Annotated in this window: 26 protein-coding genes, 1 tRNA gene and 2 pseudogenes; 15 read left to right on the top strand and 14 right to left on the bottom strand. The window is 45.1% G+C overall.

The features are described from left to right. Positions 1–38: 38 nt before the first annotated feature. From KHX94_RS03275 to KHX94_RS03230, 10 genes are all read right to left on the bottom strand, one after another. A complete protein-coding gene (locus tag KHX94_RS03275; RefSeq protein WP_213682353.1) occupies positions 39–353 on the bottom strand; it encodes a hypothetical protein in 315 nt (104 codons plus the stop codon). 197 nt (positions 354–550) lie between these two features. After that, complete coding sequence (locus tag KHX94_RS03270) at positions 551–1,153, bottom strand: DUF2290 domain-containing protein (protein WP_213682352.1); 603 nt, start codon at positions 1,151–1,153, stop codon at positions 551–553. A 1-nt stretch (position 1,154) separates the two neighbouring features. After that, entirely contained in the window at positions 1,155–3,269 is a 2,115-nt protein-coding gene (locus tag KHX94_RS03265) for a DEAD/DEAH box helicase (protein ID WP_213682351.1), read from the bottom strand. A 127-nt stretch (positions 3,270–3,396) separates the two neighbouring features. Continuing rightward, positions 3,397–5,202 (bottom strand): replication endonuclease, encoded by a 1,806-nt coding sequence (locus KHX94_RS03260; RefSeq protein ID WP_213682350.1) that lies wholly within the window; start codon positions 5,200–5,202, stop codon positions 3,397–3,399. Continuing rightward, positions 5,195–5,533, bottom strand: coding sequence for a hypothetical protein (locus KHX94_RS03255; protein ID WP_244859305.1), 339 nt, complete (start codon positions 5,531–5,533; stop codon positions 5,195–5,197). Before KHX94_RS03255 ends, KHX94_RS03260 begins: the two co-directional genes overlap by 8 nt. Before the next feature lie 305 nt (positions 5,534–5,838). Further along, positions 5,839–6,027 (bottom strand): helix-turn-helix domain-containing protein, encoded by a 189-nt coding sequence (locus KHX94_RS03250; RefSeq protein WP_213682349.1) that lies wholly within the window; start codon positions 6,025–6,027, stop codon positions 5,839–5,841. Positions 6,028–6,152: 125 nt separating this feature from the next. After that, a complete protein-coding gene (locus KHX94_RS03245; protein ID WP_213682348.1) occupies positions 6,153–7,232 on the bottom strand; it encodes a hypothetical protein in 1,080 nt (359 codons plus the stop codon). A 123-nt stretch (positions 7,233–7,355) separates the two neighbouring features. Then, positions 7,356–8,297, bottom strand: a complete 942-nt coding sequence (locus tag KHX94_RS03240) for a hypothetical protein (protein ID WP_213682347.1) — start codon at positions 8,295–8,297, stop codon at positions 7,356–7,358. Positions 8,298–8,509: 212 nt separating this feature from the next. Beyond that, positions 8,510–8,585, bottom strand: a tRNA-Arg gene (locus KHX94_RS03235). 55 nt (positions 8,586–8,640) lie between these two features. Next, a complete protein-coding gene (locus KHX94_RS03230) occupies positions 8,641–9,789 on the bottom strand; it encodes a flagella assembly protein FlgT (protein WP_213682346.1) in 1,149 nt (382 codons plus the stop codon). Positions 9,790–9,981: 192 nt separating this feature from the next. Between KHX94_RS03230 and KHX94_RS03225 the strand changes: the two genes are divergently transcribed. Beyond that, positions 9,982–10,590: a FlgO family outer membrane protein gene (locus KHX94_RS03225; protein WP_213682345.1), complete on the top strand. Its 609-nt coding sequence runs from the start codon at positions 9,982–9,984 to the stop codon at positions 10,588–10,590. Next, entirely contained in the window at positions 10,587–11,036 is a 450-nt protein-coding gene (locus KHX94_RS03220; RefSeq protein WP_213682344.1) for an LPP20 family lipoprotein, read from the top strand. The genes KHX94_RS03225 and KHX94_RS03220 overlap by 4 nt, the downstream gene beginning before the upstream one ends. Before the next feature lie 103 nt (positions 11,037–11,139). Here KHX94_RS03220 and KHX94_RS20105 read toward each other — a convergent pair whose 3' ends face one another. The 4 genes and pseudogenes from KHX94_RS20105 to flgA form a co-directional block, all read right to left on the bottom strand. After that, complete coding sequence (locus KHX94_RS20105; protein WP_244859304.1) at positions 11,140–11,307, bottom strand: hypothetical protein; 168 nt, start codon at positions 11,305–11,307, stop codon at positions 11,140–11,142. Continuing rightward, the gene (flgN, locus tag KHX94_RS20100; RefSeq protein WP_244859303.1) at positions 11,274–11,570 is read right to left on the bottom strand and encodes a flagellar export chaperone FlgN; all 297 of its coding nucleotides are present in this window, start codon (positions 11,568–11,570) and stop codon (positions 11,274–11,276) included. Before flgN ends, KHX94_RS20105 begins: the two co-directional genes overlap by 34 nt. Further along, positions 11,570–11,884 (bottom strand): flagellar biosynthesis anti-sigma factor FlgM, encoded by a 315-nt coding sequence (gene flgM / locus KHX94_RS03210; protein WP_213682343.1) that lies wholly within the window; start codon positions 11,882–11,884, stop codon positions 11,570–11,572. Before flgM ends, flgN begins: the two co-directional genes overlap by 1 nt. Positions 11,885–11,961: 77 nt before the next feature. Next, a pseudogene (gene flgA, locus KHX94_RS03205) lies at positions 11,962–12,668 on the bottom strand (flagellar basal body P-ring formation chaperone FlgA). 188 nt (positions 12,669–12,856) lie between these two features. Between flgA and KHX94_RS03200 the strand changes: the two are divergent. The 13 genes and pseudogenes from KHX94_RS03200 to flgL all read left to right on the top strand — a co-directional run bounded on the left by KHX94_RS03200 (position 12,857) and on the right by flgL (position 25,659). Next, a complete protein-coding gene (locus KHX94_RS03200) occupies positions 12,857–13,780 on the top strand; it encodes a chemotaxis protein CheV (RefSeq protein ID WP_213682342.1) in 924 nt (307 codons plus the stop codon). Between the two features lie 133 nt (positions 13,781–13,913). Then, on the top strand, positions 13,914–14,753 hold the full coding sequence (locus KHX94_RS03195; RefSeq protein ID WP_213683307.1) for a CheR family methyltransferase: 840 nt from the start codon (positions 13,914–13,916) through the stop codon (positions 14,751–14,753). A 171-nt stretch (positions 14,754–14,924) separates the two neighbouring features. Continuing rightward, positions 14,925–15,323, top strand: coding sequence for a flagellar basal body rod protein FlgB (gene flgB, locus KHX94_RS03190; RefSeq protein ID WP_213682341.1), 399 nt, complete (start codon positions 14,925–14,927; stop codon positions 15,321–15,323). Between the two features lie 2 nt (positions 15,324–15,325). Then, positions 15,326–15,748, top strand: coding sequence for a flagellar basal body rod protein FlgC (gene flgC, locus KHX94_RS03185; RefSeq protein ID WP_213683306.1), 423 nt, complete (start codon positions 15,326–15,328; stop codon positions 15,746–15,748). Positions 15,749–15,769: 21 nt separating this feature from the next. After that, positions 15,770–16,435, top strand: a complete 666-nt coding sequence (locus KHX94_RS03180; RefSeq protein WP_244859414.1) for a flagellar hook assembly protein FlgD — start codon at positions 15,770–15,772, stop codon at positions 16,433–16,435. 52 nt (positions 16,436–16,487) lie between these two features. Continuing rightward, a complete protein-coding gene (flgE, locus tag KHX94_RS03175; RefSeq protein WP_213682339.1) occupies positions 16,488–17,849 on the top strand; it encodes a flagellar hook protein FlgE in 1,362 nt (453 codons plus the stop codon). A 173-nt stretch (positions 17,850–18,022) separates the two neighbouring features. Further along, positions 18,023–18,766: a flagellar basal-body rod protein FlgF gene (gene flgF / locus KHX94_RS03170; protein ID WP_213682338.1), complete on the top strand. Its 744-nt coding sequence runs from the start codon at positions 18,023–18,025 to the stop codon at positions 18,764–18,766. Between the two features lie 11 nt (positions 18,767–18,777). Then, complete coding sequence (gene flgG / locus KHX94_RS03165; protein WP_213682337.1) at positions 18,778–19,566, top strand: flagellar basal-body rod protein FlgG; 789 nt, start codon at positions 18,778–18,780, stop codon at positions 19,564–19,566. 12 nt (positions 19,567–19,578) lie between these two features. Further along, entirely contained in the window at positions 19,579–20,253 is a 675-nt protein-coding gene (flgH, locus tag KHX94_RS03160; RefSeq protein ID WP_213682336.1) for a flagellar basal body L-ring protein FlgH, read from the top strand. An 11-nt stretch (positions 20,254–20,264) separates the two neighbouring features. Further along, the gene (locus KHX94_RS03155) at positions 20,265–21,353 is read left to right on the top strand and encodes a flagellar basal body P-ring protein FlgI (protein ID WP_213682335.1); all 1,089 of its coding nucleotides are present in this window, start codon (positions 20,265–20,267) and stop codon (positions 21,351–21,353) included. A gap of 23 nt (positions 21,354–21,376) precedes the next feature. Continuing rightward, positions 21,377–22,492: a flagellar assembly peptidoglycan hydrolase FlgJ gene (gene flgJ, locus KHX94_RS03150; protein WP_213682334.1), complete on the top strand. Its 1,116-nt coding sequence runs from the start codon at positions 21,377–21,379 to the stop codon at positions 22,490–22,492. 24 nt (positions 22,493–22,516) lie between these two features. Continuing rightward, positions 22,517–24,442 (top strand): annotated as a pseudogene (flgK, locus tag KHX94_RS03145) (flagellar hook-associated protein FlgK). A gap of 11 nt (positions 24,443–24,453) precedes the next feature. Continuing rightward, positions 24,454–25,659 carry a flagellar hook-associated protein FlgL gene (gene flgL, locus KHX94_RS03140; protein WP_213682333.1) on the top strand — a complete coding sequence of 402 codons (1,206 nt, stop codon included), beginning with the start codon at positions 24,454–24,456 and terminating at the stop codon, positions 25,657–25,659. Positions 25,660–25,671: the final 12 nt, after the last annotated feature.

Here is a 25,671-nt window from a genome sequence, read left to right as displayed (position 1 = left end):
TTCGCTTGATATTTTTGTCCTAGCTTTTTGGTTTTTAACTAGCCAGTCACGACAAAAAAAGCAAAAAATGATATCGCTATTGTTGATATTATAAATAAAAATTTTTCTATTGATAAATATCCTAGTAATTTATCAAAAAGGTAGTTTTCTATCTTTAAAATTATGCCATCACTATTCTCTAGTTTGTAGTGGTACGTAAGTGAAATGCAAAATACAAATATAAATGAAGCAGTTAAAATAAATAAAAGAGTTTTTAAATGTTCTTTTAATGTTCTTCTTGTGAAAAATGTTAATATCATTCCTGATATAAAAGATTTTAATATATTTGATATTTTTTGTGTTCCTAAATTCATATTTTATTCTATCTATCATTGTGGTTGTGTGGTTTTTTAATATTTTGCCTTCAACTCTTTGGCTTTATTAAAAGGTGGCAATATATTTTGATGTTTATTTTTAATTTTAGGTGAAGTAAAGTCTCTGCTCATCAGTTGGTTTGAAATATTCTTCATCTAAAATTAAACAATCTAAAACTTCTTTTTGTAAATGGTTTCTAATTCGTTTTCAAAGGGGTTTTACTAACTTCAGCTTTAATCCAGATATCTATGTAATAGTTCTTAATTATGTTTAGAAAAAATGCTAAAGGAGAAAGTACTCTTCTGACTGGCCAGCGACTTTCTGAATTAAAGCCAATGTGAAAGTGGGCTGTAGGATGGTAATTTTCACAATATTGTTCTGTTGATAGATCATATCTAATAATAGGTATTTCGGAATAACATGTACTTTCTGATATTAACTGTTCATATTCTTCATGAGTAAGCTCTCCAATATCTAATAATGAAAGAGCATCATTTTTTTCATTTATGTGCTCTATGAATATGTAAGGATTTGGGTAATAGGCTAACCTTACTGATAAGTTTTCTTCGGAACTCACAATTGCAAATTGAAAAAAAGATTGATCGTATAACATTAAATTAAAATTCTGAGTTTCTAATCCTGCATCATATAACTGCCTGTATGACGTAGCTTCTCTAGATGTTGCTAAAAATCTTGGAGATGATTTTAGAGATGTAGTTGAACCTGCTTGGGCAAGTATATTACGCTCATTAGCCAGTGTTATACATTTCATGATATTTTGATTAAATTTAGCTAACAAATCAAAACTCTCCCTTTGTTAAATCTAACTCCATTTGAATTTCTTCTTCGGTAAAACCTTTCTCAAGTAGGTCGTTATATAGCTTTTGCAACTTTCTCAATTCTTGTGGTTTACTATTCAGATCTCTCTGAATCGTTTCTATTTCTTTTTTATCCGGTACATTGAATATTAGACTAGGTGAATTGTGTAAACTCGTTTCAATTTCATCGAAGAAAAATTGGGCGGCGTTACCTACTCCAGACACTTTGAGCCAAGCTTTAGTTCTTGTAAATGCTGTAAATATTTTATTTCTTCCACTACGAATATTTCTTTGAAAATATAAAGCATCTATACCTGCACAAAACACCACCGCAGCTTCGTTACCTTTAGCTCTATGAACAGTTGAAAGTGTTACCATTTCATCTAATAAAAATGGAGGTGCAGCAGAGCTTGAAATTAATAAATTATTAGATCTTATAGATTTATAGGCTAAATTAGTTGATATTCTTGAAAAATATCTTTTTGCATATCTATCATCTAAACAAATAACTAAAATATCATGTTGCTTTATTCCTTCGTTAATTAGTTTTTCAATATTATTTGTAATCCATCTACATTCATCATCTATGTTTCCAAATTTTTCATACTGTATAATGTCTGTTTTTGATTGATATTGGTAAATTGATAGCGGACTATTGGAAACATCCCTTTTTATGATGGTTTGACTACCAACCTCTAATTCTAAGTTCTCTTCAACACTGTAACCTACATCTTCCCAATGTTCTCTGTTCTCTAACATTTGAACAGGTTTGTCAGAATATATTCCAAATCCAAGGGCATGTGCTGTTACTAATACCTCTAGAGGGTTTCTGTAACATTTATATAAAACAAGGTCATTACTTTGGTTGAACCTTAAATTCAATTTGAATTTTTCTAGATCGACTTTTGGCTCATTTTTTTCATCTTTACCAAAAAGCTCTGTAGGGGTTCTTTGATAAACATTGAATATAGATTGAAGATCGTCATAAGCCCAAACTATATTTTTACTCTCGCCAGACTCGCCTATTGCTAATTTATAGCATATATGGAAAAACTCATTAGGTAAGTCTTGTGCTTCATCTATCAAAATATAATCGTATTTTTGGTTAATTTCTTTATTTTCTATTTTTTTGCATACAGCACTAAATGGATCGCTAGGCTTTGAAATTTTCGCCTCTGAAAAGCTCATGGGTAATATTGAATTATCAGAGCATGCATTGTAGTACACTCCATCGATAGTTCTTCCGCCCCATGAATGTAACACGTCTATATAATCCCAATTTGGTTCGTGGCCACTAAAATGTCTATAGAAGTTTGAAATGGAATCTCTTATTAACCCGTAAAGACTTTTTGTATAGAAAGTAAATAATATTTTCTTTTCTGGATGCTGCAGGTGTATATGGGCAGCCTTCATAGCAAGGACAACCGTTTTTCCTGAGCCCGCTAAACCTCTAATTCTCTGCGGGCCATTAATTAAACTTATTGCTATCTTTCTCTGGTCTTCATCAAAATTTTGAATTTCTTCTTCTAGGGCGATTAAAATATTTAATTTGGTTGTCGGGTCATCAGATTGTTTTGTTCTTTTTGAATATTTCGTAAGTGCTTTTGCCCCCTCAATAATTGAGCGGCATTCATCAAATAAATCATCATTTATTGCATCAGTCGCCAAGTCAGAAATGGTTTCTAATAACTCAGCATGAGAATTTATACAATCATTTTCTAAGTCGATAGTATCGAATTTATTATCATTTGTATAAATATAGCTTTCTAGTCCAATCGCGATATCTCTTTTTTTAACCCTGAGCTTTTTGCTCTTTTTAAGAGTGGAATCTAAAATATTAAATAGCTGGCTGAGATTCTGGTCTTTTTCGTTGATATTATTGTTGGTTGCAGTTTCTAATAATATAATTCCGTGTTTTTTTGATAGGATGCAAAACTTAGACTTTATAGAAATATTGTCATAATCTTTGAATACAGGAAAGCCATAATAAAGGATTGATTCTTGTAGTTGAAGTCGACAAACATTTCTTTCTATTATATCTATGAGTTCACTATCTAGGCCATTGGGAGGAATTTCTGATGCAATAATTTTTTCCACGGTAAGACCTCTTGAAATTTGATGAAGTTCACAATTTTTTCGGTTTAAAAATCAATGTTTTTGTGAAACTTTTTAAGTTTTTCAGAATACAAACTTAAAATCAATAATATATTCTTCATTAGTACACTTATTGACAGAACTCCAAGTAAGAGCGGTCGGTGCCGACTGACCGCGATAGTGTCCATTCATGGGCGCGGGTGACCACTTCAACCCCAAAGCTCACGATTCCTTTGATTCTAGTTAGTATTTCATCGCCGTAGCGGTTGGTTTTGCATTGTTGCAAATTGCCGAAATTTTCGGGAATTGTTAGCTGCACGTTTTCGGCATTGGAACTGCTCATTACTGCATGTTTCTGGATTGATTGCTGGATTTCAGTAACGGGATTGCTGGATGATTCCTGAGTCATTTCAGGGCTGATTCCCGTGCTTATTGCAGGATTGCAGCAATCCATTGCGGGATTTTCCGGAATGGATTCAGGATTTTGCTTGTTGATTTGTTGCTGTTGGTATAACGGGCGAATGGTTTGTTCATCACGCTTACAGAACACGCCGCCCATCAGCTCGGTGTAACGCTGCCAATCGCTTTGGTCTGCTGCTTGGCGGATTTCTTCAATCCATTCTAGGCCATTTTCTGAAATCGCTTTTAAACGGCGTAACTCGCGCCACGGTGTTACGCCCGCACCGCCGATTTGTTGAAACTGGCGAATACCCCAACAGGATGCCCACGCACGAACGCGAATAGCAGACGTTTTTGCATCTTCGCCATAGCTATCTTCATCTATGCCTTCACCATCAATATTCTTAGAGATGTATTTGGCAATATAGCCCGTAGCTGATCCTTTGTTTGGGTCGATGTGCTTTACAGTAAATCTATGCTCTGCTGCGCCTTTTTCATCGCCGTCTTCTTCAAAGCAATAGTGTTGAAAGATGTCTATCAAGGCTTGTTGCTGTTCAGATTTGAGGAATAGTAACAAGTGCCAGTGCGGTGTGCCGTCATGATTTGGTTCGGCAACACGAAAGCCGAATGTGGCAATGGCTTGCCGTTTCATTTCTGCGCGGATTCTGGCAAATGTGCTGCAAAGGTATTTTTGTCCATCCAGCGGCGTTGCACCTTCCCACGTTGGATTGGCCGCACCTGATTTTGAAAAAGCTCGGTGATATTTGGACGGGCAAGTCATGGTAAGGAATAGGGCAGCGTATTGGTTACTCTCTGCATATTCTTCAAAGCCGCGCATTCTGACCATTAACTCAGCGTGGCGGATTTTGGGATTCGATACGTTGAGGCTAGAGAGTTCAGCAAGGCTTTTGCTGTAACCGTCTTCATTGGTGGCGATGGTTTCTTGCAGGAAGTTTTGCGTATGCCAGCGCTGGTTGTCGTACAACGCTTTAGATACATCGCTGATATAGATGCCGCGTTGCTTGTTAACCAAGTTTAGGCGGCGAGCGATGCTTTCAATCTGGCGGCCATGTTGCACGGCAAGTTTCTGTTGCCACCAACGTTCATCCATAGCGCGGTTAATAACACCACGCACCTTTAACGCCTGCATCTCGTTAAGGGTTCCAGTGGCTAACGCTTCCCGAACATCTTTATTGAGTGGCTTGGGCGCGATGTTGAGCGCAGTAATAAAGTGGGTGATTGCGTGGTAAGCGGGTATCAGTTGCCTATTGGTTCCATTAAACAGGGTTAAGCAATTACGGGCGCGCTTCCTAGCTATTAGGCGGTGATCTCGGTCTTCCACGTTAATGGTGTAAACGTGTCCATCCTTGCCAAGGATCTCCGCTATCGCTTCGCGAACATTGATAATACTCAGGTTCGATGCTTGTCGGGTTGGCTGCTTTACATACTCTTCCATAATGCGCTTTTTGAACGCATCAGGCAGCCCGTTAAGTTGGCCGTTAAGCCATTTAGGATCGTCTGGATGGACTTCAGGCATAAGTTTGTCCCTCCAACTGTTCAGCGAGCTGTCGACCTTTGCTGTTTAGTGTGAGTGATGTCCAGCGTAACCCCGTTACGAATAGATCCCGTTCTTGGGTGAGTCCTTCCCGTTTAAGGCGGTAGATAGTGCGCTTTAAAAAATGACCGGCAAATCCTTCCAATTCGGCCACTGTTCCGAGGTCAGGGCAAACTTCAGTACAAAGGTCGACCGAATTACCATTAGCTAACCAAAGCAGCAGGTCGATTTGTTCGGTGCTTAGTTTGGTATCAATTCGGTCTGTTCGGTTTTCCGTTTGGTTAACGGTTCGGTGAGTGATTCGGTTACTCATTCGGTTCGCCCTCCGTATCAACTACCGAATTCGGTTTAGCGTTCGGTCTAGATTCGGTAACGGTTGTACCTGTTAAGTAACGGCGCGGTTCTCGTAACGGTGGCTTGGACTTGTTAACGAGTACCGAACCCGTTAACGGGATTTTGGCCGATGTACCCGTTAACGAGTACTCATCGTTTAATTTTGGTTGTTCCGTTACGGGATTTCTCATTGATAACGGTAAGTCTTCAGGCCGAAGCTTTATTACGTCACGAATTCTGATTAGCTGAAACAACATCATTAAGTGGGTTAGCAGCGTAACGAGATTAGAGAGTGTGTTCATAAACCCTCCCATCAATGAATGCGTCAATGTCGGTTTGGCGATACATCACACGGCGACCAACTTTGACAAAGCGGAGAGGGTAGCGGCCAGTACAGCGCCACACTGACAGAGTGCCTTCAGTGACGCCGAGCATCTCAGCCACTTGTTGCGGGGTTAAAAGTGAATTGTTCATGGTAACTCCTGATTAATGTTTGTAATTCAGGAGCAAGCGTAAAAAGGAAAGGTTGAGATGTATGCGTTTCTAAGGGTTAAAACAATGTGTCTAACCCTTAGACACACATCCCAACTATATGTTAACTATGAATAAAATTTATAAATTTTTTTCATAGTGTCTAACTGTTGTTCAACGGCTAAATGGTCTTTTTCAGGGAGAGTCGGTAAAGTGATAGCGCCATATCCAAAGATATCTATCGGCGCATCATGGTCTGCATCCCATACTTCACCAGTGTTAGTATCTATGGCTGTATAGTCATCAGTAGTTAGGTCTATACCGTGAGTTTGGGCAAACTCTGCCCAAGCATGAATTTCAGTAACATCAGTTAGATGTTCGATAATATCTTCAATTGAACTGCGATTAGGACACTGCAACGCTTCCAGCTTGAGCCAACTGAGTGTGATACGCGGATTTTCGTCCTCTACTTCGGGATAAGTGCTGAATATGGTCTCAATAGCGTCTATTGCTCTGAGTCGGTAGAGTGGTTGCTGATTGAGTGGTGATACATCCCCACTGTGGAGCATGGCGTCTGTGTCTGGTACCGCTAAATCTTCAGCGGAATTATTTCTAATTAGCTCATCAAGCTGCGTTTTTATTTGAGCATAACGCTGATAGTTATCAGCCCATTTGTTTTGCTCTTCAGGAAGTGCCTTTCCACTTGCTTTCTGCTCATACCAGTATTTGCTTCCCCTGAAGTCAATGTACTTCTGTTGCTCATGGCAAAGCCATAGTAGAAGCAATAACTTGGATTCTTTGTTCCCTTCATCTGCACATTGTCTTAATTGATCTAACAGATTGTCTGACGATGAGTTTGCTTCGTCTTCGCTAAAACGCTCAATGGCGAGCCAATTAAGTTCTGTAGCCGATATTTTAGGAGCAGAGTTGGTCAGTTCCATGCTAATAATGCTTACAACTATTTCTGCAATATCGTTGTTAATACCCAATAGCTTTGCTCTGCTTAAGCAGTTGTTTATTGCTTTGCTTGGCGCATGAATTGCCTCATCTATAGATGATTTAAAATTCATCTCTGACAGTGCTGCATACGATTTTTTATTTAGATAGGCTGCGACTAGCTCATACAACTGTGATTTGGATGGACATGTATCCAAAGTTGATTTGGCTTTTGAATGGATAGAGTAAATCAGTGGTTTCAGTGTTTTCATAATCAAGCTCCACGGATTGAGAGCATTATGCTAACAAGCATTACCACACGCGATTATGGCAGCTTTCTCAACCCGATTTAATTATGAAAAGTGTTGGTCAAACTGAACAAATATATGAGGTGTTTACCTTGTGCCTGTTTTCACTCGCGTGCAAGTGTGGCGGGCGCCTATCTGCACTATAGGTAAATTGGGGGAGTAATGGAATCTAATTCTTCTCTTTTTCGATTCCTCTAGAAACCAACGATAAACAGTTTCATCACCTGAAATCGAAAACGGATAACCAATGCTTTCAGCGTGCTTTGCGATTTTGGCATAGTGATTTTTAGTCGCTTGTTTGGGGTTTAAGTATGGCTTTTGGCGATATAGCCTTAGAGCAAATTCCTTTCTTTGCCTGTTTTTTTCATGGCGCTTACTGTTTCCTTTCATCGCAAATGTTGCCGCCACTTTTGCTGCACCAATCTGATTGCTCAATTCATCGAGTAGAGTTTGATAACCTACATTTTGTTCAATGAGCTGTGACTGAATCACTAAGTTAAACAGCTGTTCAGCTGGTTTAGCTAGTCCAGCCATTTTGCAGGCGAGGGCTGATTGCAATCTGAATTGCGCTGTTTGGCTGTATTGCGGGAGCATGTTGATAGATTGGCTTTGAGCAATAATGGGAGCAAAGCCATTAGCTAATGAGTCAGCGTTAGAAAACTGCCGTATGAGATCCATATCTTTGACCAGCGGTAAATCACGCAATGGGGCAAACAATCCAATGTAGGCCTGAATATTATTTTCATGCTGAACTTTCAAGCGTTCACGTATACCTTCAACTTTCGCTAATTGGCTGACAATATCACTGTTAGCGTCGATTTTACGGAGATCAGTAAGTCCAGCTGTGAACGGAATTTCTAGTTCTTGAAAGTATGGCTTTCCATCGATGAACTCGACTGTTGATTTGGGTAATGGAAATTCGTTTAGATCCGCAACAGCGAGTGCATATGCTTGCAACTCAATTGGGGTATTGGAAATGATTTGGCTGACTGCATCACTATCCACAAACTGAGCAAATAGATCTTCCATTCTGACAGCACTTTCTGTGTTATCCATGATGAATGAAAACTATCGAAATTTGATTGAATAGTCCAATTTTTGCACGGAACAGGCAAAAACGGCTTTTTAGCGTAAGCTATTAAAAAAATTGAAAAATTTGTCTGTCGCGAGGCGGCACATATGCGGCACAGAATTTAACGATTTTTATAACTATTTGATAATTATAATAAAAAGTGCCTATTTGGTCTCCCCACAGGGACTCGAACCCCGATCGGTCGCTTAGGAGGCAACTGCTCTATCCTGTTGAGCTATGAGGAGACGGCAGTGATTATACTGGATTTTGCTTTCAATAAAAGATTTGAAATCTAACCGCTTATTTCTTAAGCGCAATATCGTTTACCTGAATATTCAGTGCTGCGTGTTCACCATTAATAAGTGCAGTAGCGGTTGTCTCCGATGTCTGATCAATGGTGACAGTGACTGGCGTGGCAGTTGCCAGTGCATGCGGTCGATTAAGTTGATCATTGACATTGTACTGCATGGCAATTTTAAATTTATCGCCCTTTTTAACGCCATTTTGTCGGCCAATATTGAGGATGACTCGGCTATTGTCGCGGGCGATAATCTGCGCTAATAATGGACGGCAGTTGAGCACCTGATCAATATCTGTGACTGATTGTTGCAGCACAGCGCTGATGTTTTCACCGTAGGCTGATTGCCAGAACTCGCTGGATGTTGGATTGACCATGGCGGTTTTATCAAACTCCCAGGCGGCATTGGTCGCATAATCATGCTGCCAGAGAATTTCACCACTGATCCCATGGTAAAGTGTCAGTCTGAGTTGGAATTGCCGCAGTGGATCATGCTGCCAGAGCCCTAATGGTGCGGAGGTCGCTGGTGCAACCGATATGTCGAGTAATTCTGGCAATAACAGATACTGGCTGTCCGTCATTTCACTGACAATTGTGGGTATCCTTAATCCTGCTGCGGTTGGCGTTGGAATGTCGACTTGTTTCTCGGCCAAGGTAAGAGGAAAGCTAAAAGCGGAGTTTTTCTTGAGCATAGCGGCAAGATGCTGTGATAACACTGAGGGAAGTTTTTCCAGTCGACCATAGCGCAACTGACTACGGTCATACAGCAGTGTTTGCGGAATGAGTATGGCCGCTTTAAGTCCGTCATTGCTACACGATTGCGCATCGTTTGCCTGTAAATCGACCTTGATGGTCACTATCAGTCGTTCGCCATCTTTCTGTTCGTTGAGTAATTCCACCGTTTTGACATTGGCAGCCGCAGATAACTCCAATGCTTGTGTGGTCAGATTACCATTACTGACGACTTGGCTGGCCTGAAAATTGCCTCCATTTTGCAGCAGCGCCATGCGTAATGCATTTTGTATGGCTATTTCACGGGCTTTGCTACTATCACCATTGACTATCTTGGCATCGCCAGTTGCTTCGACCCAGTAAGCCTGGCAGGGGATACTGAGGCCGAGCAATAACAGCAAGCAAAACACGTGTTTCATGGTGACGGTTCCCGTATTGGCCAAAAATCTGGCAGAAGGCATAGATTCTGGTTCGTGATATTCAAAATTTATGCCAGTGAACTGTGTTTAAAGATGGCAAAATTGCTTAAGTGTGGCGTGGCCGTGCCGATACAGGGAAGAGCGCAGAGTATTGTTTCCCGGATTCTTGGAAATATTGCTAATGGAACTGATATGAAAATCAAGATAACCCTCATGGCATTACTGTTGACTGGCTGTAGTCAGACTGCGGTGCCTGTGCCAGAACCTGCGGCAACCACCAAAGCTGGCATCATTGATGTAACAACACAACTCGCTAGAGAACTGGTACGTTACAGTGATGTCTTAGATCAATCTCAGCCATTATTGGTGGCAACTCCTGTTATGGTAGAGGATTTGCAGAGTACTGATAATTTGGCGGCGCAATTGCAACAAGGGCTCATGGCCGGGATGCAGCAGATGGGATTCAATCTGGTGGATCTGAATGTCGCCGATGCTGTGCGAGTAACGCCGCAGGGTGATTTTTTATTGAGCCGTGACTGGCAAAAACTTCCGGCGAATATTTCGGTGGACCAGGTACTGGTTTCTACTGTGAGTTTGGCGCGTCATGGCATAGTGATCAACAGCCGGATTGTCACACTGTCGAGTAACAAGGTGGTGTCAACCGCACAACTTTATGTGCCGCAACAGGCGTTACCGGATTATCTGTTGCCTTCACAATTAGTTGTTTCCAAGCAGGGCCTGTTATATCGCAACAGTGCGGATGGTGATGATAAGGTGCATCTGTTAGGAGAAACAAAATGAGACGATGGCTGCCTTTATTGGCTCTGATAATGCTGGCTGGCTGCACGACTCGTGACCGTTATGTGCAGTGGGAACCGGTGCCACCGGAATCTTTCCCAAAAATTACGGCGGTGGGCTATGCGCCGCTGGCTTCACAACCATCAAAAAATGCCTCTGAAAGAGTGCTGATGGCTATGCAGGCATCAAAAATTGCCGCATACCGGGAGTTGGCTGAACAGGTTTATGGGCAACAACTAACGGCTGAGAGTAAAGTTGGTGATTGGATGCTGAAATCTGATAACGTCAAGGTTTCTGTCAGTGGGATGATCCGCGGTGCGCGCGTGGTTCGCAGTTATCCTGCTGGTGACAATTATGTAACAGAACTAGAGCTGGATTTTGCCAATGTATGGCAACTCTACCAGCAGCAGAATCGGCCTCAGCGCGTAAAAGAGATCACCTATTTTTGAGGTCAAATCAGCAAAATCAAGTAGCGGCAAGGCGGCAACGTCTTGCCGTTTTCTTCGCTAAGAGGCAATAACATTACAGAAATCTAGCATGTTGATTTGATGGTCAGGCTTCCAGGTCATTTCCCAGAGATGAGATAGTCGAGGTTTTTCCCTTGTCATCATAAGTCAGGCTGTTAGCGTTACGACTCATCTGTAGTGCCTGTGCTAGTCGATTGACGCTAGCGGCACATAGCTCTATTAGCTTGCCGTTAGCCAAATTTTTTGTTGGCATACGGCCAGCAAACTTTTGGCATCTGCTACCTGCTTTGACAGTGGTGCTTGGGTGAGTTGTTGCTTGTGCGGATGTTCAGCCAGTGATTTATCAATCTTGGCGACGTGTTCTAGCACTTGCTGTTTTTCTGCGGCGAGTTGCAATAGTGTATCGGCATCGCGTTCTACCAATGCTTTGGTTTCGGCATCAATCAGCGACAACAGACGACCAAGTGTGGTCGTCTGTTGTTTTAACATGCTTTCCAGGTCTTGCGCTTGTGGCATCAGGACTCCTGATCAAGATCTACCATGTCGCTTTCAAACTGGGCGATATTGTTAGCCAGTTTTTCCGGATCCACTTTATAGCGACCTTCGGAAATAGCTAGCTTAATTTCGGCAACTTTTTGCATATCCATCTCTGGCATAGTCGCAATTCGGTTTTGCATCCCCTGTAATTGCTGGGCCTGAGCAGAAACAACAACGGAATCGTCATTGTTGGCAACGGTTGCAGTGTCGGTTTTCCCGGTCGCTTTACTGTTGCTAGGGGTAACAGTTGTTGAGTTTACCCGAGGCTGATTTTGCAGTTGTTTAATGTCCATAGCCTTGTGGCTCCAACACCCTTGAATAAATGTCTAACTCTATTATCGGCAATGCGTCTCCAGGCTTGAGAACTTTTTTACATTTTTACCTGAACTTCACCTACGCGGGTGACAATCGCATCTATTGTTTTGTTTGAACGGATATTTTTTACCCGGATCTGTCCACCAAGGTTACCATCTTCTTCCGCTACGCCAACAGTTTTTATCTGAAATTGTTCCGTTCTGGCAATAATTGAGACCGTATCGCCCTTACAGACAACACAGATATTGCTGCCAAAAATCGGATAATCCTTGGCTACGCGTCGTTTCAGTCGGGTACCCGTTAATTGTTGAACATTACTGAACTGCTCACCGTTGACACTGTACTGATCCACATAGCGCAGCTCCATCAGGGCCGCAGACAGTACCGTGCCTGGCGCCAGCGTTTCTTTGGCCACCACCACTGGATAACTGATATCAACGCGTACTGACAGATAAATTTGCCATGGATAGCTGAGATCTGGACTATCACAGCTGATCCGCACCGTGTTGTTACGGCTAATTTCTCTATCTGATGCGAGTTCTGCTGTTATAGGAGAACTGCAACGCGGGATCGCTAGCCGACTGTCGAGTGCTTGTGGCGTAATATTGACTCTTGCTGATGCTGGCGTGCTGACCTTTTTGCCACCACATCTTTAGCTAACGATTCTATGGCCGATACATCAGGAGTAACCGGCTGCTGAGCTAAGGCTATGTTAGTCCACAATAGTGTGTATAAAAAAATGTATGCTAAATTTAGTTTCATCATTTGTAAGCTGGTTTGAATAGCTGATTTACACTTATACTTCAACAGTCCTCTACCCCTTAAATAGGGAAAGGATTTAATGGCGTCAGAACTTTGACTTAAAGGCTGTATGAAACAACCACAGCAAGTTACGTGCCTTTCCGAAAAACGGAAGGGATTTTATACCCGCAGATATACAAGGCAGGCTTATGTCAGGCATTCTTGAATCAGTCAACAAAAGAACCCAACTGGTAGGGCAGAACCGTCTTGAATTGCTGTTATTCAAATTAAATGGGCGTCAGCGTTTCGGTATTAACGTTTTCAAGGTAAAAGAGGTATTGCAGTGCCCGCCATTAACAACACTGCCAAAATTGAACCCTTATGTGAAGGGCGTTGCCCACATTCGAGGTTCCACTATTTCCGTGATTGATTTGGGCGCCGCAACCGGTGGACGGCCGATTGAGGATCTGAAAAACTGTTTCATCATTATTTCAGAATATAACCGCAGTGTGCAGGGTTTTTTAGTGCAGTCGGTGGAACGTATTATCAATATGAACTGGTCAGAGATGATGCCACCGCCACAAGGTGCTGGTCGCTACTCTTATCTGACCGCAGTAACAGAAATTGACGGCGAACTGATAGAGATTCTCGATGTAGAAAAAATTCTCGATGAAATTTCACCGGCAAAAACTGAGATCAGCGAAGAAGTTGATAGTGCAATTAATATCGACCGTGAACAGAATTTCCATATTATGGTGGTGGATGATTCTGCGGTAGCGCGCAAGCAGATAGTGCGAGCCTTGTCTTCGTTGAACTTGCAGATAGATACTGCCAAAGATGGCCGGGAAGCGTTAGAACGACTTAAGGTGATTGCGGCTGAAATGGATAATGTTGCGCGAGAAATTCCGCTGATTATTTCTGATATTGAAATGCCGGAAATGGACGGATATACGCTGACGGCAGAGATCCGTGATGATCCAAAACTGAAGGATATTAAAGTCGTGTTGCATACTTCGCTCAGTGGGGTGTTCAATCATGCTATGGTACAGAAAGTTGGCGCTAACGACTTTATCGCCAAGTTTAATCCGGATGAATTGGCCGCCGCCGTTGACAAACATCTGACTTTGTCATGATTTGCTAACAGTGATCTTGGGTAAAGATTGTTAACGGTGACTTGTGTTGCCAGCAGCGCTGCTGTATAACGCGGCGTTTGCTAGGAGGCATTAGCGTATTGCTATACGCCTGTATGTTATATGAAGATGGGATATCAAGGTGCCAGATAAATCTCTTGCAGAAACCGAGTACAACCAGTTCCGGCTGTTTTTGGAACAACACAGTGGCATTGTGCTAGGTGATAATAAGCAATATCTGGTACGTAGCCGCTTGGCACCATTAATGGGAAAATACGGCTTGCCATCGTTGTCGGATGTGGTGAAGCAGTCGATGCGACCGACCGAACGACAACTACGGGCAGAAGTTATCGATGCGATGACAACTAACGAAACCTTGTGGTTTCGTGACCGTTATCCTTTTGAATTACTCTCGAATAATATTTTGCCGCAATTTGCCAAATTAGGGCGTCCGCTGAAAATCTGGTCGGCGGCCTGCTCGTCTGGGCAAGAACCTTATTCTCTGGCGATGACGATTCTGGAATATCAGCAACGTCGCTTGGGCGGCTTACCTGGCAGTGCCTCAATTTTAGCGACCGATCTGTCTCCTTCCATGTTGGAACGTTGCAAGAACGCTGAGTATGACAACCTAGCGTTGGGACGTGGTTTGTCCGATGAACGTAAACGCCAGTTTTTTGATACCTTGCCCGGTGGCAACATGCGGGTGAAGGATAATGTTAGACGTTTGGTGAGTTTTCGCGCCCACAACTTGCTTGAGAGTTACACGCTGCTAGGTAAATTTGACATTATCTTTTGCCGCAATGTACTGATCTATTTTGCCCCGGAAGCTAAGGCAAAAATCCTGCGGCAATTTGCTGCCGCTCTTAATCCCAAAGGCATCCTGTTTCTGGGGGCGTCAGAGTCGATTGCCGGACTCTCTGACGAGTTTGAGATGATCCGTTGCAACCCCGGGATCTATTACCAACGCAAAATATAGATGTAACCGATTGATTATTAATAAAATAAAAATGCCAGCAACTTAGCTGGCATTTTTATTGCCTGTGTTATAGCGCTTACTCTGTTGATGCTAAAAGTTTTCAGGGTGATACATAATCCTTGGCACATAGTTTGCTTTGTTTTGACAAACTATCCAGTGAGAGGCGGTTTTATGGCGATCAGTTTTGATAAAGCGTTGGGCATTCATCAGTACACGCTTGGGATCCGTGCGCAGCGTGCTGAAGTGTTGTCTAGCAACATAGCGAACGCTGACACGCCGAATTACCGGGCTAGAGATGTGGACTTTAATGCTGCGTTGCAGAGTGCTGTGGGTAAACAGCAGAGCATGCAGATGGCGGCAACCTCAGAAAATCATTTTGATATGAAATCTCTGGTACAGGAAAACGTCAAATTCCGCATTCCTAATCAGCCTGATACTGGTGATGGCAATACCGTTGATATGCAGGAAGAACAGCAGGCATTTATGCAGAACGCGCTGGAGTACCAGATGTCGTTAGGATTCCTAGGCGGTAAGTTTTCCGGCATGAAAAAAGCTATCAGAGGAGACTGATGATGAGCTTGTTCAATATTTTTAATATTGCCGGTTCCGGCATGTCAGCTCAGTCAGTACGACTGAACACTACCGCCAGTAATATTGCCAACGCTGATTCAGTTTCAAGCAGTATTGATCAAACCTACAAAGCCCGGCATCCGGTGTTTGAAGCGGAGTTGGCAAAGGCAACTAATGGTCAACAGCAACAGGATGGCTATTCGGTGAAGGTGGCTGGCATTGTTGAAAGTGACAAGCCGCTGGTGAAGGAATACTCACCGGATCATCCGTTAGCAGATGCGGATGGCTATATATACAAACCTAATGTCAATGTGGTGGAAGAGATGGCAGACATGATTTCTGCTTCCCGCTCTTACCAGATGAATGTGCAGGTAGCGGATGCTACTAAATCCATGCTACAGCAGACGCTGCGGCTCGGTGAATAAAGGAGATAGGCCGTGAGTACTATCAATTCGGTAAACTCTTCAACAACGGATACCAGCAGCACCAGCAAGGCTAGCAATAATCAGTCGTTGAGTCAGGAAGATTTCTTCGCATTGCTAAGTACCCAGCTATCGATGCAAGACCCTTCTAATCCTGTAGACAATGATCAGATGATTTCACAGATGGCGTCTTTTTCTACTGTAGATGGCATTGGCAAACTGAATGATGAGATCAGTAGCCTCAATACCGTAATGACGTCTAGTCAGGCGCTGCAAGCTTCTGGTCTGGTGGGGCAGAAGGTGTTGGTGCCATCAGGTACGGCTTATCTGTCCGCTGATGAACCAAGTATCAGAGGGGTTATCAGCACCAGTGCGCCAATCAACGCGATTAAGGTATCGGTGCAGGATGCCACCGGACAGGTGGTCAGAACTTTCACGGTTGATGGTAGTGCTGGTGGCAACGTCGATGTTAATTGGGATGGGCTGGACAATAACGGGAATGCCGTGGCGGTCGGTCAATATACCATCAAGGCTAATGGGGTCATTGATGGTACATCGGAAGATCTTTACGTCAGTACTTATGGTCATGTGAGCAGCGTGTCGCTGAACTCCAGTTCTGGCGCCGTACTCAACATGCGTGGCATCGGTGGCGTCGCGCTGTCGGATGTCCTGGCGGTTTCTGAAGGCTAAGTTTTTGCGCCGGGCTACACCGGGCGATTAGTAAAAATATAAGAGGTGGATTATGTCTTTTAACATTGCTCTTAGCGGGATCAACGCGGCGCAGAAAGATCTCAACACAACAGCAAATAACATTGCGAACGTGAACACTACAGGGTTTAAAGAATCCCGTGCAGAGTTTGCTGATGTATATGCTAACTCCATATTTTCTAACAGTAAAACCGCTGTTGGTGGTGGGGTAACAACCACTCAGGTTGCGCAGCAGTTCCATCAGGGAAATATGCAATCCACCAATAATGCGCTGGATATGGCCATTAGCGGTAACGGTTTTTTTGTCACCTCCTCGTCCATTGATACTCAAGATTTCTCGTTCACCAGAGCCGGGGCTTTTAAACGTGATGAAAACGGTTTCTTGGTGGATTCCCAGGGCAACTATTTACAGTGTTTCCAGGTGGATTCCGATGGTAACTCAGCATCGGTCAGTTTAAGTACCACAAAACCGGTACAGATCCCTGATACAGCTGGTAGTCCTCAAGCTTCACAGAATGTCTCCATGAGTATGAATTTGAACTCCAATTCAAGTGCATTAGATCCGGCGGCATTTGATCCTACTGATTCCACTACCTTTAATAACTCAACGGCGGTAACGGTATATGACTCATTGGGTGAGTCACATACACTGACATCCTATTTTGTTAAGCCGGAGAACGGCGCTTACACCGGGGAAAGTAACTGGGTGGTATTTTATGCGGTGGATGGCAAGCAGGTAAATCTGGATGGCGCGGCGGGCACTTACCAGACTGATACCAACGGTGATGGCACTGCTGATAGCACTGGGACTGCGCAAACCACTGGTGGTTGGACCGGAGCGGTACTGAGCTTTGATGCTACTGGCGCCTATAAAGGGTCAGATCCGGCGGTGATTACTACACAGCAGTTAGGTATCTCGGGGGCAAATGTATTGAGTGCTGCCGCTGAGGGGTCACAACAGATCTCCATCGGTTTTAATCAGCCAACACAATATGCCGAAAGTTTTAGCACCACGGAACTGACTCAAGATGGTATTACTGTCGGCCGCTTGACGAATGTGGAAGTGGGAGCCGATGGTTTGATTTCGGCCAAGTACAGTAACGGCTCAACAGTGCCGCTGGCGCGCGTTGCGCTGGCGCGGTTCTCAAATGAACAGGGGTTGACCCAAGTAGGTAATACTTCTTGGAAAGCCAGCCTTGAATCCGGTGAAGCACTGGCGGGTGAGGCTAACAGTGGTGTGTTCGGTGCCATCAAATCATCGTATCTGGAAAGTTCTAACGTGGATTTGACCACTGAATTGGTGGATTTGATTTCAGCCCAACGTAATTTCCAGGCGAACTCCAGAACGCTGGAAGTGAATAACACACTACAGCAAACTGTATTGCAGATCCGCTAATCTCTCTATAAGCGGTAACGGTATTGCCTGTAACGGCAATACCTTGCCGCTTCTCTTTTACTGTTTATTCAACCTTTTGTTTTTCTTCGTTTTCCCTATCTTATAAATACCTGTATTCAGTGGCATGAAGTTTGCTTAATCCAACGTAAGCTCATTTTTTGACGGGGCAACTGGTGGACAAATTTCTCTACATTGCGATGACTGGCGCTAAGCAAAACATGGATGCGCTGGCTGTACGGGCAAATAACCTGGCAAATGCCAACACTGATGGCTTTAAGGCTGACATGGCGCAGGCGCGAGCTATGCAGGCATTTGGCGAAGGCTTGCCTACTCGGGTGTTTTCGATGACTGAGTTACCGTCATCTGATTACAAATCTGGGCCGTTACAAACCACAGGGCGAAATCTGGATATTGCCGTTAAGGATCAGGGATGGATTGCCGTGCAAGCCGATGATGGCAGTGAGGCTTATACCCGTGCGGGCAGTCTGAATATTGACGTTAATGGCATGCTGCGTAACAGCGGTGGTCATCTGGTGATGGGCGATAACGGCCCTATTAATATTCCCTTGCCAGTGCAGAAGCTAGAAATCGCTACGGATGGCACGATCTCTGTCAGACCACAAGGTGCAACACCCGAAGTCATTGAAAATGTTGGCCGTATCAAATTGGTAAATCCTGGAAATAGCAACTTGATGCGGGGTGAGGATGGGTTATTCCGCACACTCAACGGCCAACCTGTGGCAGCAGATGCTGCGGTCAATGTGGTCAGTGGGGCGGTAGAGGGCAGTAATGTCAGCCCGGTAGAAGAAATGGTCAACATGATCAGTCTGCAGCGCCAGTTTGAGCTGCAGGTCAAAATGATGAAAACCGCAGAGGACAACGATAAGTCAGCTGCAGCCTTAGTTCGCATTAGCTAGGAGTAACGATTATGCATCCCGCTTTATGGATCAGTAAGACTGGCCTAGATGCCCAGCAGACCGATATTTCGGTGATTTCCAACAACGTCGCTAATGCTAGCACCGTCGGCTATAAAAAAGGGCGGGCGGTGTTTGAAGATCTGTTGTATCAGACAGTGAATCAAGCTGGGGGAATTAGTGCTGCCAACACCAAGCTCCCTAACGGCTTGAATCTGGGGGCGGGAACCAAGGTGGTATCCACTCAGAAAATCTTTTCCCAAGGGAATATGGAGACTACGGATAACTCCATGGATCTGATGATCCAAGGCCCTGGTTTTTTTGAAATCCAAATGCCAGATGGCACTACCGCTTACACCCGAAACGGCCAGTTTACCTTAGATGATACCGGGCAAATGGTAACGTCTGGCGAAGGTTATGTGTTGCAGCCGGGCATCACTATCCCAGATAACGCCACGAGTATCACGGTGTCGGAAGAAGGTGAAGTTTCGGTAAAAGTCCCAGGCAATGCTGAAAACCAAGTGGTGGGTCAATTGACGATGTCAGATTTCATCAATCCATCCGGTTTGCAACCAATCGGACAAAACCTGTATCTGGAAACGGGGGCAAGTGGTACTCCAGTGCAGGGAACGCCTTCGCTGGACGGCTTGGGCAGCATACGCCAGGGCTCTCTGGAAACCTCCAATGTTAACGTGACTGAAGAGTTGGTGAACCTGATTGAGAGTCAACGAGTTTATGAAATGAACTCTAAAGTGATCTCGGCGGTTGACCAGATGTTGGCCTACGTAAACCAGAACCTTTAATGGGGTGAGGTGATGAAGTTACTAATTAAATTGTTGCCGGTACTACTGCTTGGTGCCTGCGCTTCAAGCCAACAGAAGCCGATTGCTGACGATCCCTATTACGCGCCGGTTTATCCCGATGACAATAGCACGCCACTGGTGCCAACCGGCTCGATATTCACCAACAATCGCGCTACTCCGCTGTTTTCTGATCTTAAAGCACATCGTATCGGTGACATTGTCACGATTCAGTTAGTGGAATCAACCCAGGCGAAAAAGAGCGCAGGTAACCAGATCTCAAAGGGTTCCAACTTGACCGTCAATCCGCTGACAGCGGCGGGAAGCAACGTCACCATCAAGGGCAAATCGTTGGATTTGGGGTATAGCGACAGCATGGATACCACACGCTCAGCTGATACCGATCAGAGCAACAGCTTGTCTGGCGAGATCTCGGCCAACGTCATTCAGGTGCTCGGTAACGGCAATCTGGTGGTCCGCGGTGAAAAATGGATCACCATCAATAATGGCGACGAATTCATCCGTATTACCGGTATTGTTCGGCCCCAGGACATTACGACAGAGAACACAGTGCAGTCTCCTCGGGTTGCGAATGCGCGGATCCAATACAGTGGCACCGGCACCTTTGCCGACTCTCAGAAAGTGGGCTGGTTGACAAAATTCTTTATGTCTGACTGGTGGCCATTCTAAGGAGAATATAGATGAAAAATGTATGGTGGCTACTACTCGGATTGCTGCTGTGCCAGCCGGTGCAGGCGGAACGTATTAAGGATATTGCAGATATCCAGGGCGTACGCGAAAACCAATTGATTGGTTATGGTTTGGTGGTGGGCTTGCCGGGGACTGGAGAAAAGACCCGTTATACCGAACAGACATTTAAGACGATGTTGAAGAACTTTGGCATCAATCTGCCGGAAAGTGTTCGGCCTAAGATCAAAAACAGTGCCGTGGTAGCGGTACATGCGGATATGCCCGCATTTATCAAACCAGGGCAGATGATAGATGTCACAGTATCAAGCCTTGGTGAAGCCAAGAGTCTGCGCGGTGGCAGCCTGTTACAAACGTTCCTGCGCGGTGTTGACGGTAACGTTTATGCGATTGCACAGGGGAGCTTAGTGGTTAGTGGCTTTAGTGCCGATGGTATGGATGGATCCAAGGTGGTTAATAATACGCCAACAGTGGGCCGCATTCCCAATGGCGCTATTATTGAGCGTGAAGTCGCCAGTCCATTTGCCGCCGGTGACTACCTCACATTTAACCTGCGTAGTGCCGATTTTGACACCGCCAAAAGGACGGCCGATGCCATCAATAATCTGTTGGGCCCCGGGATTGCCAAACCTTTGGATGCCGCGTCCATTCAAGTCAGTGCTCCAAGAGATCCGTCTCAGCGGGTTTCATTTCTTGCCACACTGGAAAATATTCAGGTAGAGCCTGCCGATGAATCCGCAAAAGTTATCGTGAATTCCCGTACTGGCACCATAGTGGTGGGTAAAGATGTACGCCTGTTACCGGCTGCAATCACTCACGGTGGCTTGACGGTGACCATCGCCGAAAATGCGCAGGTTTCTCAACCTAATGCGCTGGCTGGTGGCAATACTGCGGTAACACCTAACAGCACCATTGATGTGTCACAAGAGAACCGCCGTATGTTCCTGTTCAATCCAGGAACAACGTTGGATGAGTTAGTGCGCGCAGTAAATATGGTCGGTGCAGCTCCATCTGATGTCTTGGCGATCCTTGAAGCGTTAAAAGTGGCCGGAGCTTTGCATGGTGAACTTATCGTTATCTGATTGTTGACGGCTCGGAATACACAATGGATCAGCTTTCAAACTCCTCACAATTTCTGGACATCGCGGGCCTGGATAACTTGCGTGCCAAGGCCCAGAAGGATCAGAAGTCTGCGCTGAAAGAAGTGGCGCGGCAGTTTGAAAGTATTTTTGTGCAGATGCTGATGAAAAGCATGCGTGAAGCCAATGCGGCGTTTGAGGCAGATAATCCGCTGAATTCACAGTACACCAAGTTTTACGAGCAGATGCATGACCAGCAGATGTCTGTCGATTTGTCGAAAAAAGGCATGTTGGGATTAGCTGACCTGATGGTGCAGCAACTGGATCCTCAGGATTCTGGCATTACACCATCTTCAGTGCTGCGTAACACGCAGGATCAGCCAGCAATGTTGTCGGCTAAGGTCGGGGAACCGGCCCAGGTTGCCGCCACAAAGGCTGCCAGCACTGAAGCCTCGTTGCATTTTTCGTATCGACCCAAGGCAGTCAGCCTGGCTCATGCGGATAGACCGCGAACCAGTGTTAGCGATAGTCGCGCCAATCTCCGTGAAAGCGAAGGATTGTCGCCAACAAAATCAGGGGTATTGGATTATGACACCCTGGATAGCATCCTCACCGGCAAAGCCTTGCCGCAGGATAAACATGGCGATATTCGTTCGCAGGAAGATTTTGTGAAGGTGTTGTATCCCTATGCGCGGGATGCAGCTGAAAAACTGGGGACTTCACCTGAAGTATTGTTGGCTCAGTCGGCACTCGAAACCGGTTGGGGGCAGAAGATGGTCAAAACAACGGATGGCCGTCCCAGCAATAACCTGTTCAACATCAAAGCCGATAGTCGCTGGTCTGGCAATAGCACTACCGCTGCGACCACGGAATATGAAAAGGGCACACCTGTGCGTGAAAACGCTGCTTTCAGGGTCTATGGCAATCTGCGGGACAGTTTCAACGATTATGTGGCGTTGATTTCGCAAAGTGAGCGCTACAGCAAAGCACGCGAGGTTGCCGCTGAACCGGCGCAATATGTGCGAGGCCTTGCGGAAGCTGGCTATGCCACAGATCCGCAATATGCCAGCAAAGTGATGAAAGTATTGCAAAGTATCAAAAGCGATTTTGGACAATTTTTACAAGGGGACGGTGGTCAGTAACCGCCGCCAACAGGAGTTTACATCATGTCTGTTGATTTATTAAACATTGCCCGTACCGGGGTGCTGGCGGCCCAGTCCCAGATTGGGGTGACCAGTAATAACATCAGCAACATAAACACCGAGGGCTACAACCGGCAGGTGGTGACTCAAGCGAGTCAGAACTCCCAGTACATGGGCGGTAACTACTATGGTACTGGCACTTATGTCTCTGATGTAAAACGTATCTATAACGATTATGCCACGCGGGAACTGCGCATTGGCCAAACTGCGCTGAGCACAGCTGAGACCCATTACAACAAACTCAGCGGGCTTGATGAGTTGCTTTCAAAAACAGGCGGTACCTTAACATCTTCGTTGGACTCGTTTTTTCTAGCGTGAATGACTTGGCGGATCAGCCTTCTGATTTGGGCGTTCGACAGACAGTGCTAAGTTCAGCACAACAACTGGCGGCTAACTTTAATCAGATGGATGGCTATCTTGATAACCAGATGCAGCAAACCAACGATGAGATCTCTGGTATCACCGACCGCGTTAACGAAATCAGTACTGAAATGGCCAACATCAATAAAGAGTTGATGAAAACAGATAAGCAGGATCCGCAACTGCTTGATAAACAGGATGCGCTGATTAAGGAACTGAGCCAGTACGCGGAAGTGAATGTTATCCCACTGGATAACGGTGGCCGCAGCATCATGATGGGCAGTTCTTTTATGCTGGTGTCTGGTGAAGTCGCCATGTCGATGGGAACCGTTACTGGTGACCCTTATCCAACAGAGTCAGACCTGACATACACATTGGGAAACAGCACGTTAAAAGTGGATGCCGCTAAGCTTGGTGGCCAGCTCGGAGCACTTTACGACTATCGAGACAATACGCTGCAACCAGCTTCTCAGCAGTTGGGGCAAATGGCACTGGGGGTGGCTGATGCGTTTAACAGCTTGCCAGGCACAAGGGTTCGATCTGAACGGTCAGGTTGGTCAGAATATTTTTACTGATATCAACGATCCGCTCATGGCTCAAGGTCGGGTCGGTGCCTATTCCACCAATACTGGTACTGCTCTCCTCAGTGCCACGTTAGATGATGTCGGCGCGCTTACCGGAGATAGTTACCTGTTGCGCTATACCAGCAGTGGTACTTACGAACTGACTAATAATCAAACTGGGACGGTGACGAATCTGACACTTAATGGCACAACGCTAGAAGGTGCAGAGGGTTTTGCTATCAATATTAATTCTGGAACGTTAGCTGCTGGTGATCGGTTTGAGATCCGTCCTACAGCTAATGCCGCTGGCACCCTGCAAGTCGAAATGACGGATCCTAAAGGCGTTGCCGCTGCCTCACCAACCATTAGTGCTGATGCCGCTAACAGTGGTAACACCGAATTATCGCTGGTCAGTATTGATAATCGTAGCGCGGCGACGTTTCCCAAGACCGGGACTGAACTGACATACACTATTGATTCCTCTGTTGTCCCGCCAACTTATCAGGCGTTAGACGCCGCTGGTACGGTAGTAAGCTTTGGCGCTGCTACTGGTAATCCACCGCAGATCAGCGACAACGGTTTTACCTTTCAATTGGATTCACTCTCGGGCGGCACTGACTCATTTACTTTTGATCTGAGCTTTGCAGTGGGTGACAACCGCAACGCCGTGGCGATGGCCGATTTGGCTGACAGCAAAATAATGGAAGGCGGTAAAGCCACTTTGGCTGACGTTTTTCAGCAGACCAAGCTGAATGTGGGTAGCCAAACGAAAGCCGCCGAAGTCAGCATGAACTCAGCCCAGAGCATTTACGACCAGGCTTATAACCGGGTGCAATCTGAATCTGGCGTCAACCTTGATGAAGAAGCGGCCAACCTGATGAGGTTTCAGCAGGCGTATATGGCTTCTGCGCGAATTATGACTACAGCGAATTCGATTTTTGACACTTTATTTAATGCTGTTCAGTAGGAGTGGTGATCATGCGTATATCCACCGCACAGATGTTTAATCAGAACGTTTCCAGCCTTAATCGCAGCCAAACACAGACCTCTAAGCTAATGGATCAGCTTTCCAGCGGTAAGCAGGTCAACACTGCGGGAGACGATCCTGTGGCTGCAATTGGCATTGATAACCTGAATCAGCAAAATTCACTGATCCAACAGTTTCAGAAAAATATTGACTATGCAAATAAGCATTTGTCATTGGCTGAAAGCCAATTAGGCGATGCCGAATCCTTGTCAATGTCAATCCGCGATCGCATGTTGGCGGCGGTGAATGGTACTTATACCGCCGATGAGCGGCAAGGATTTGCCGATGAACTGCGCAGTAGTTTGGCGGAATTACAAGCGATTGCCAATTCTCAGGATGAATCAGGTAATTATCTCTTCGCTGGGGCTAAAAGCGATACTCAACCCTTTGCTTTTGATAATAGCGGTAACATGGTTTACAGCGGCGACAGCGGTGTGCGTACTGCGTTAGTTGCCGCAGGGATTGCCATGCCAACTAATATTGCCGGCGATGCTGCATTTATGAAGGCGCCCAACGCAATGGGTGATTTTAGCGTCAATTATTCGGCGGCTCAGACCGGTGAATTTTCTGTCAATTCTACGACTATCAGTGATCCAGCAAGCTATGTTCCTGGGGACTACAGCTTTAGTTTTATCGATAACGGCAGTGGTGGCCTTGATGTACAAGTCTTCGATTCTGCCAGCTCTTTAGTGACAACTATTAACAATTTCGATCCAACAAATCCAATATCTTTCAATGGGATAGATGTTTCTGTCGACGGTTCGCCGAACGCGGGCGACAGTTTTTCTATTGCGCCGCAGGACTCTGTCAGCATTTTTGACACTGTGCAGCAGACGATTGATCTGTTTGAAAATGGCGATGAGATCAACACTCCAGCCGGAAAAGCACAGTTGGCACAACTCTTGAATAACTTTGATAGTGGCGTAGATCAGATCCGCATCGGTCGTAGCCAAGCCGGGACCAGTCTCAGTAGCTTGGACAGTTATTCCGACAACCATGCGGATACTAAGTTAGTTAACAGTTCTGCGCTATCAGTTTTACAGGATTTGGACTACGCCTCTGCTGTAACCGAATACCAGAAACAACAGTTGGCAACGAATGCAGTATCAAGCCTGTTTAGCAAAGTAGGCTCTGTTTCGCTGTTTGATTACTTGTAAGGAATATGGCGT

The sequence above is a fragment of the Shewanella dokdonensis genome (assembly GCF_018394335.1).
GTDB classification, from domain to species: Bacteria; Pseudomonadota; Gammaproteobacteria; order Enterobacterales; family Shewanellaceae; genus Shewanella; species Shewanella dokdonensis.
This window is presented reverse-complemented; position numbering and strand designations above follow the sequence as displayed.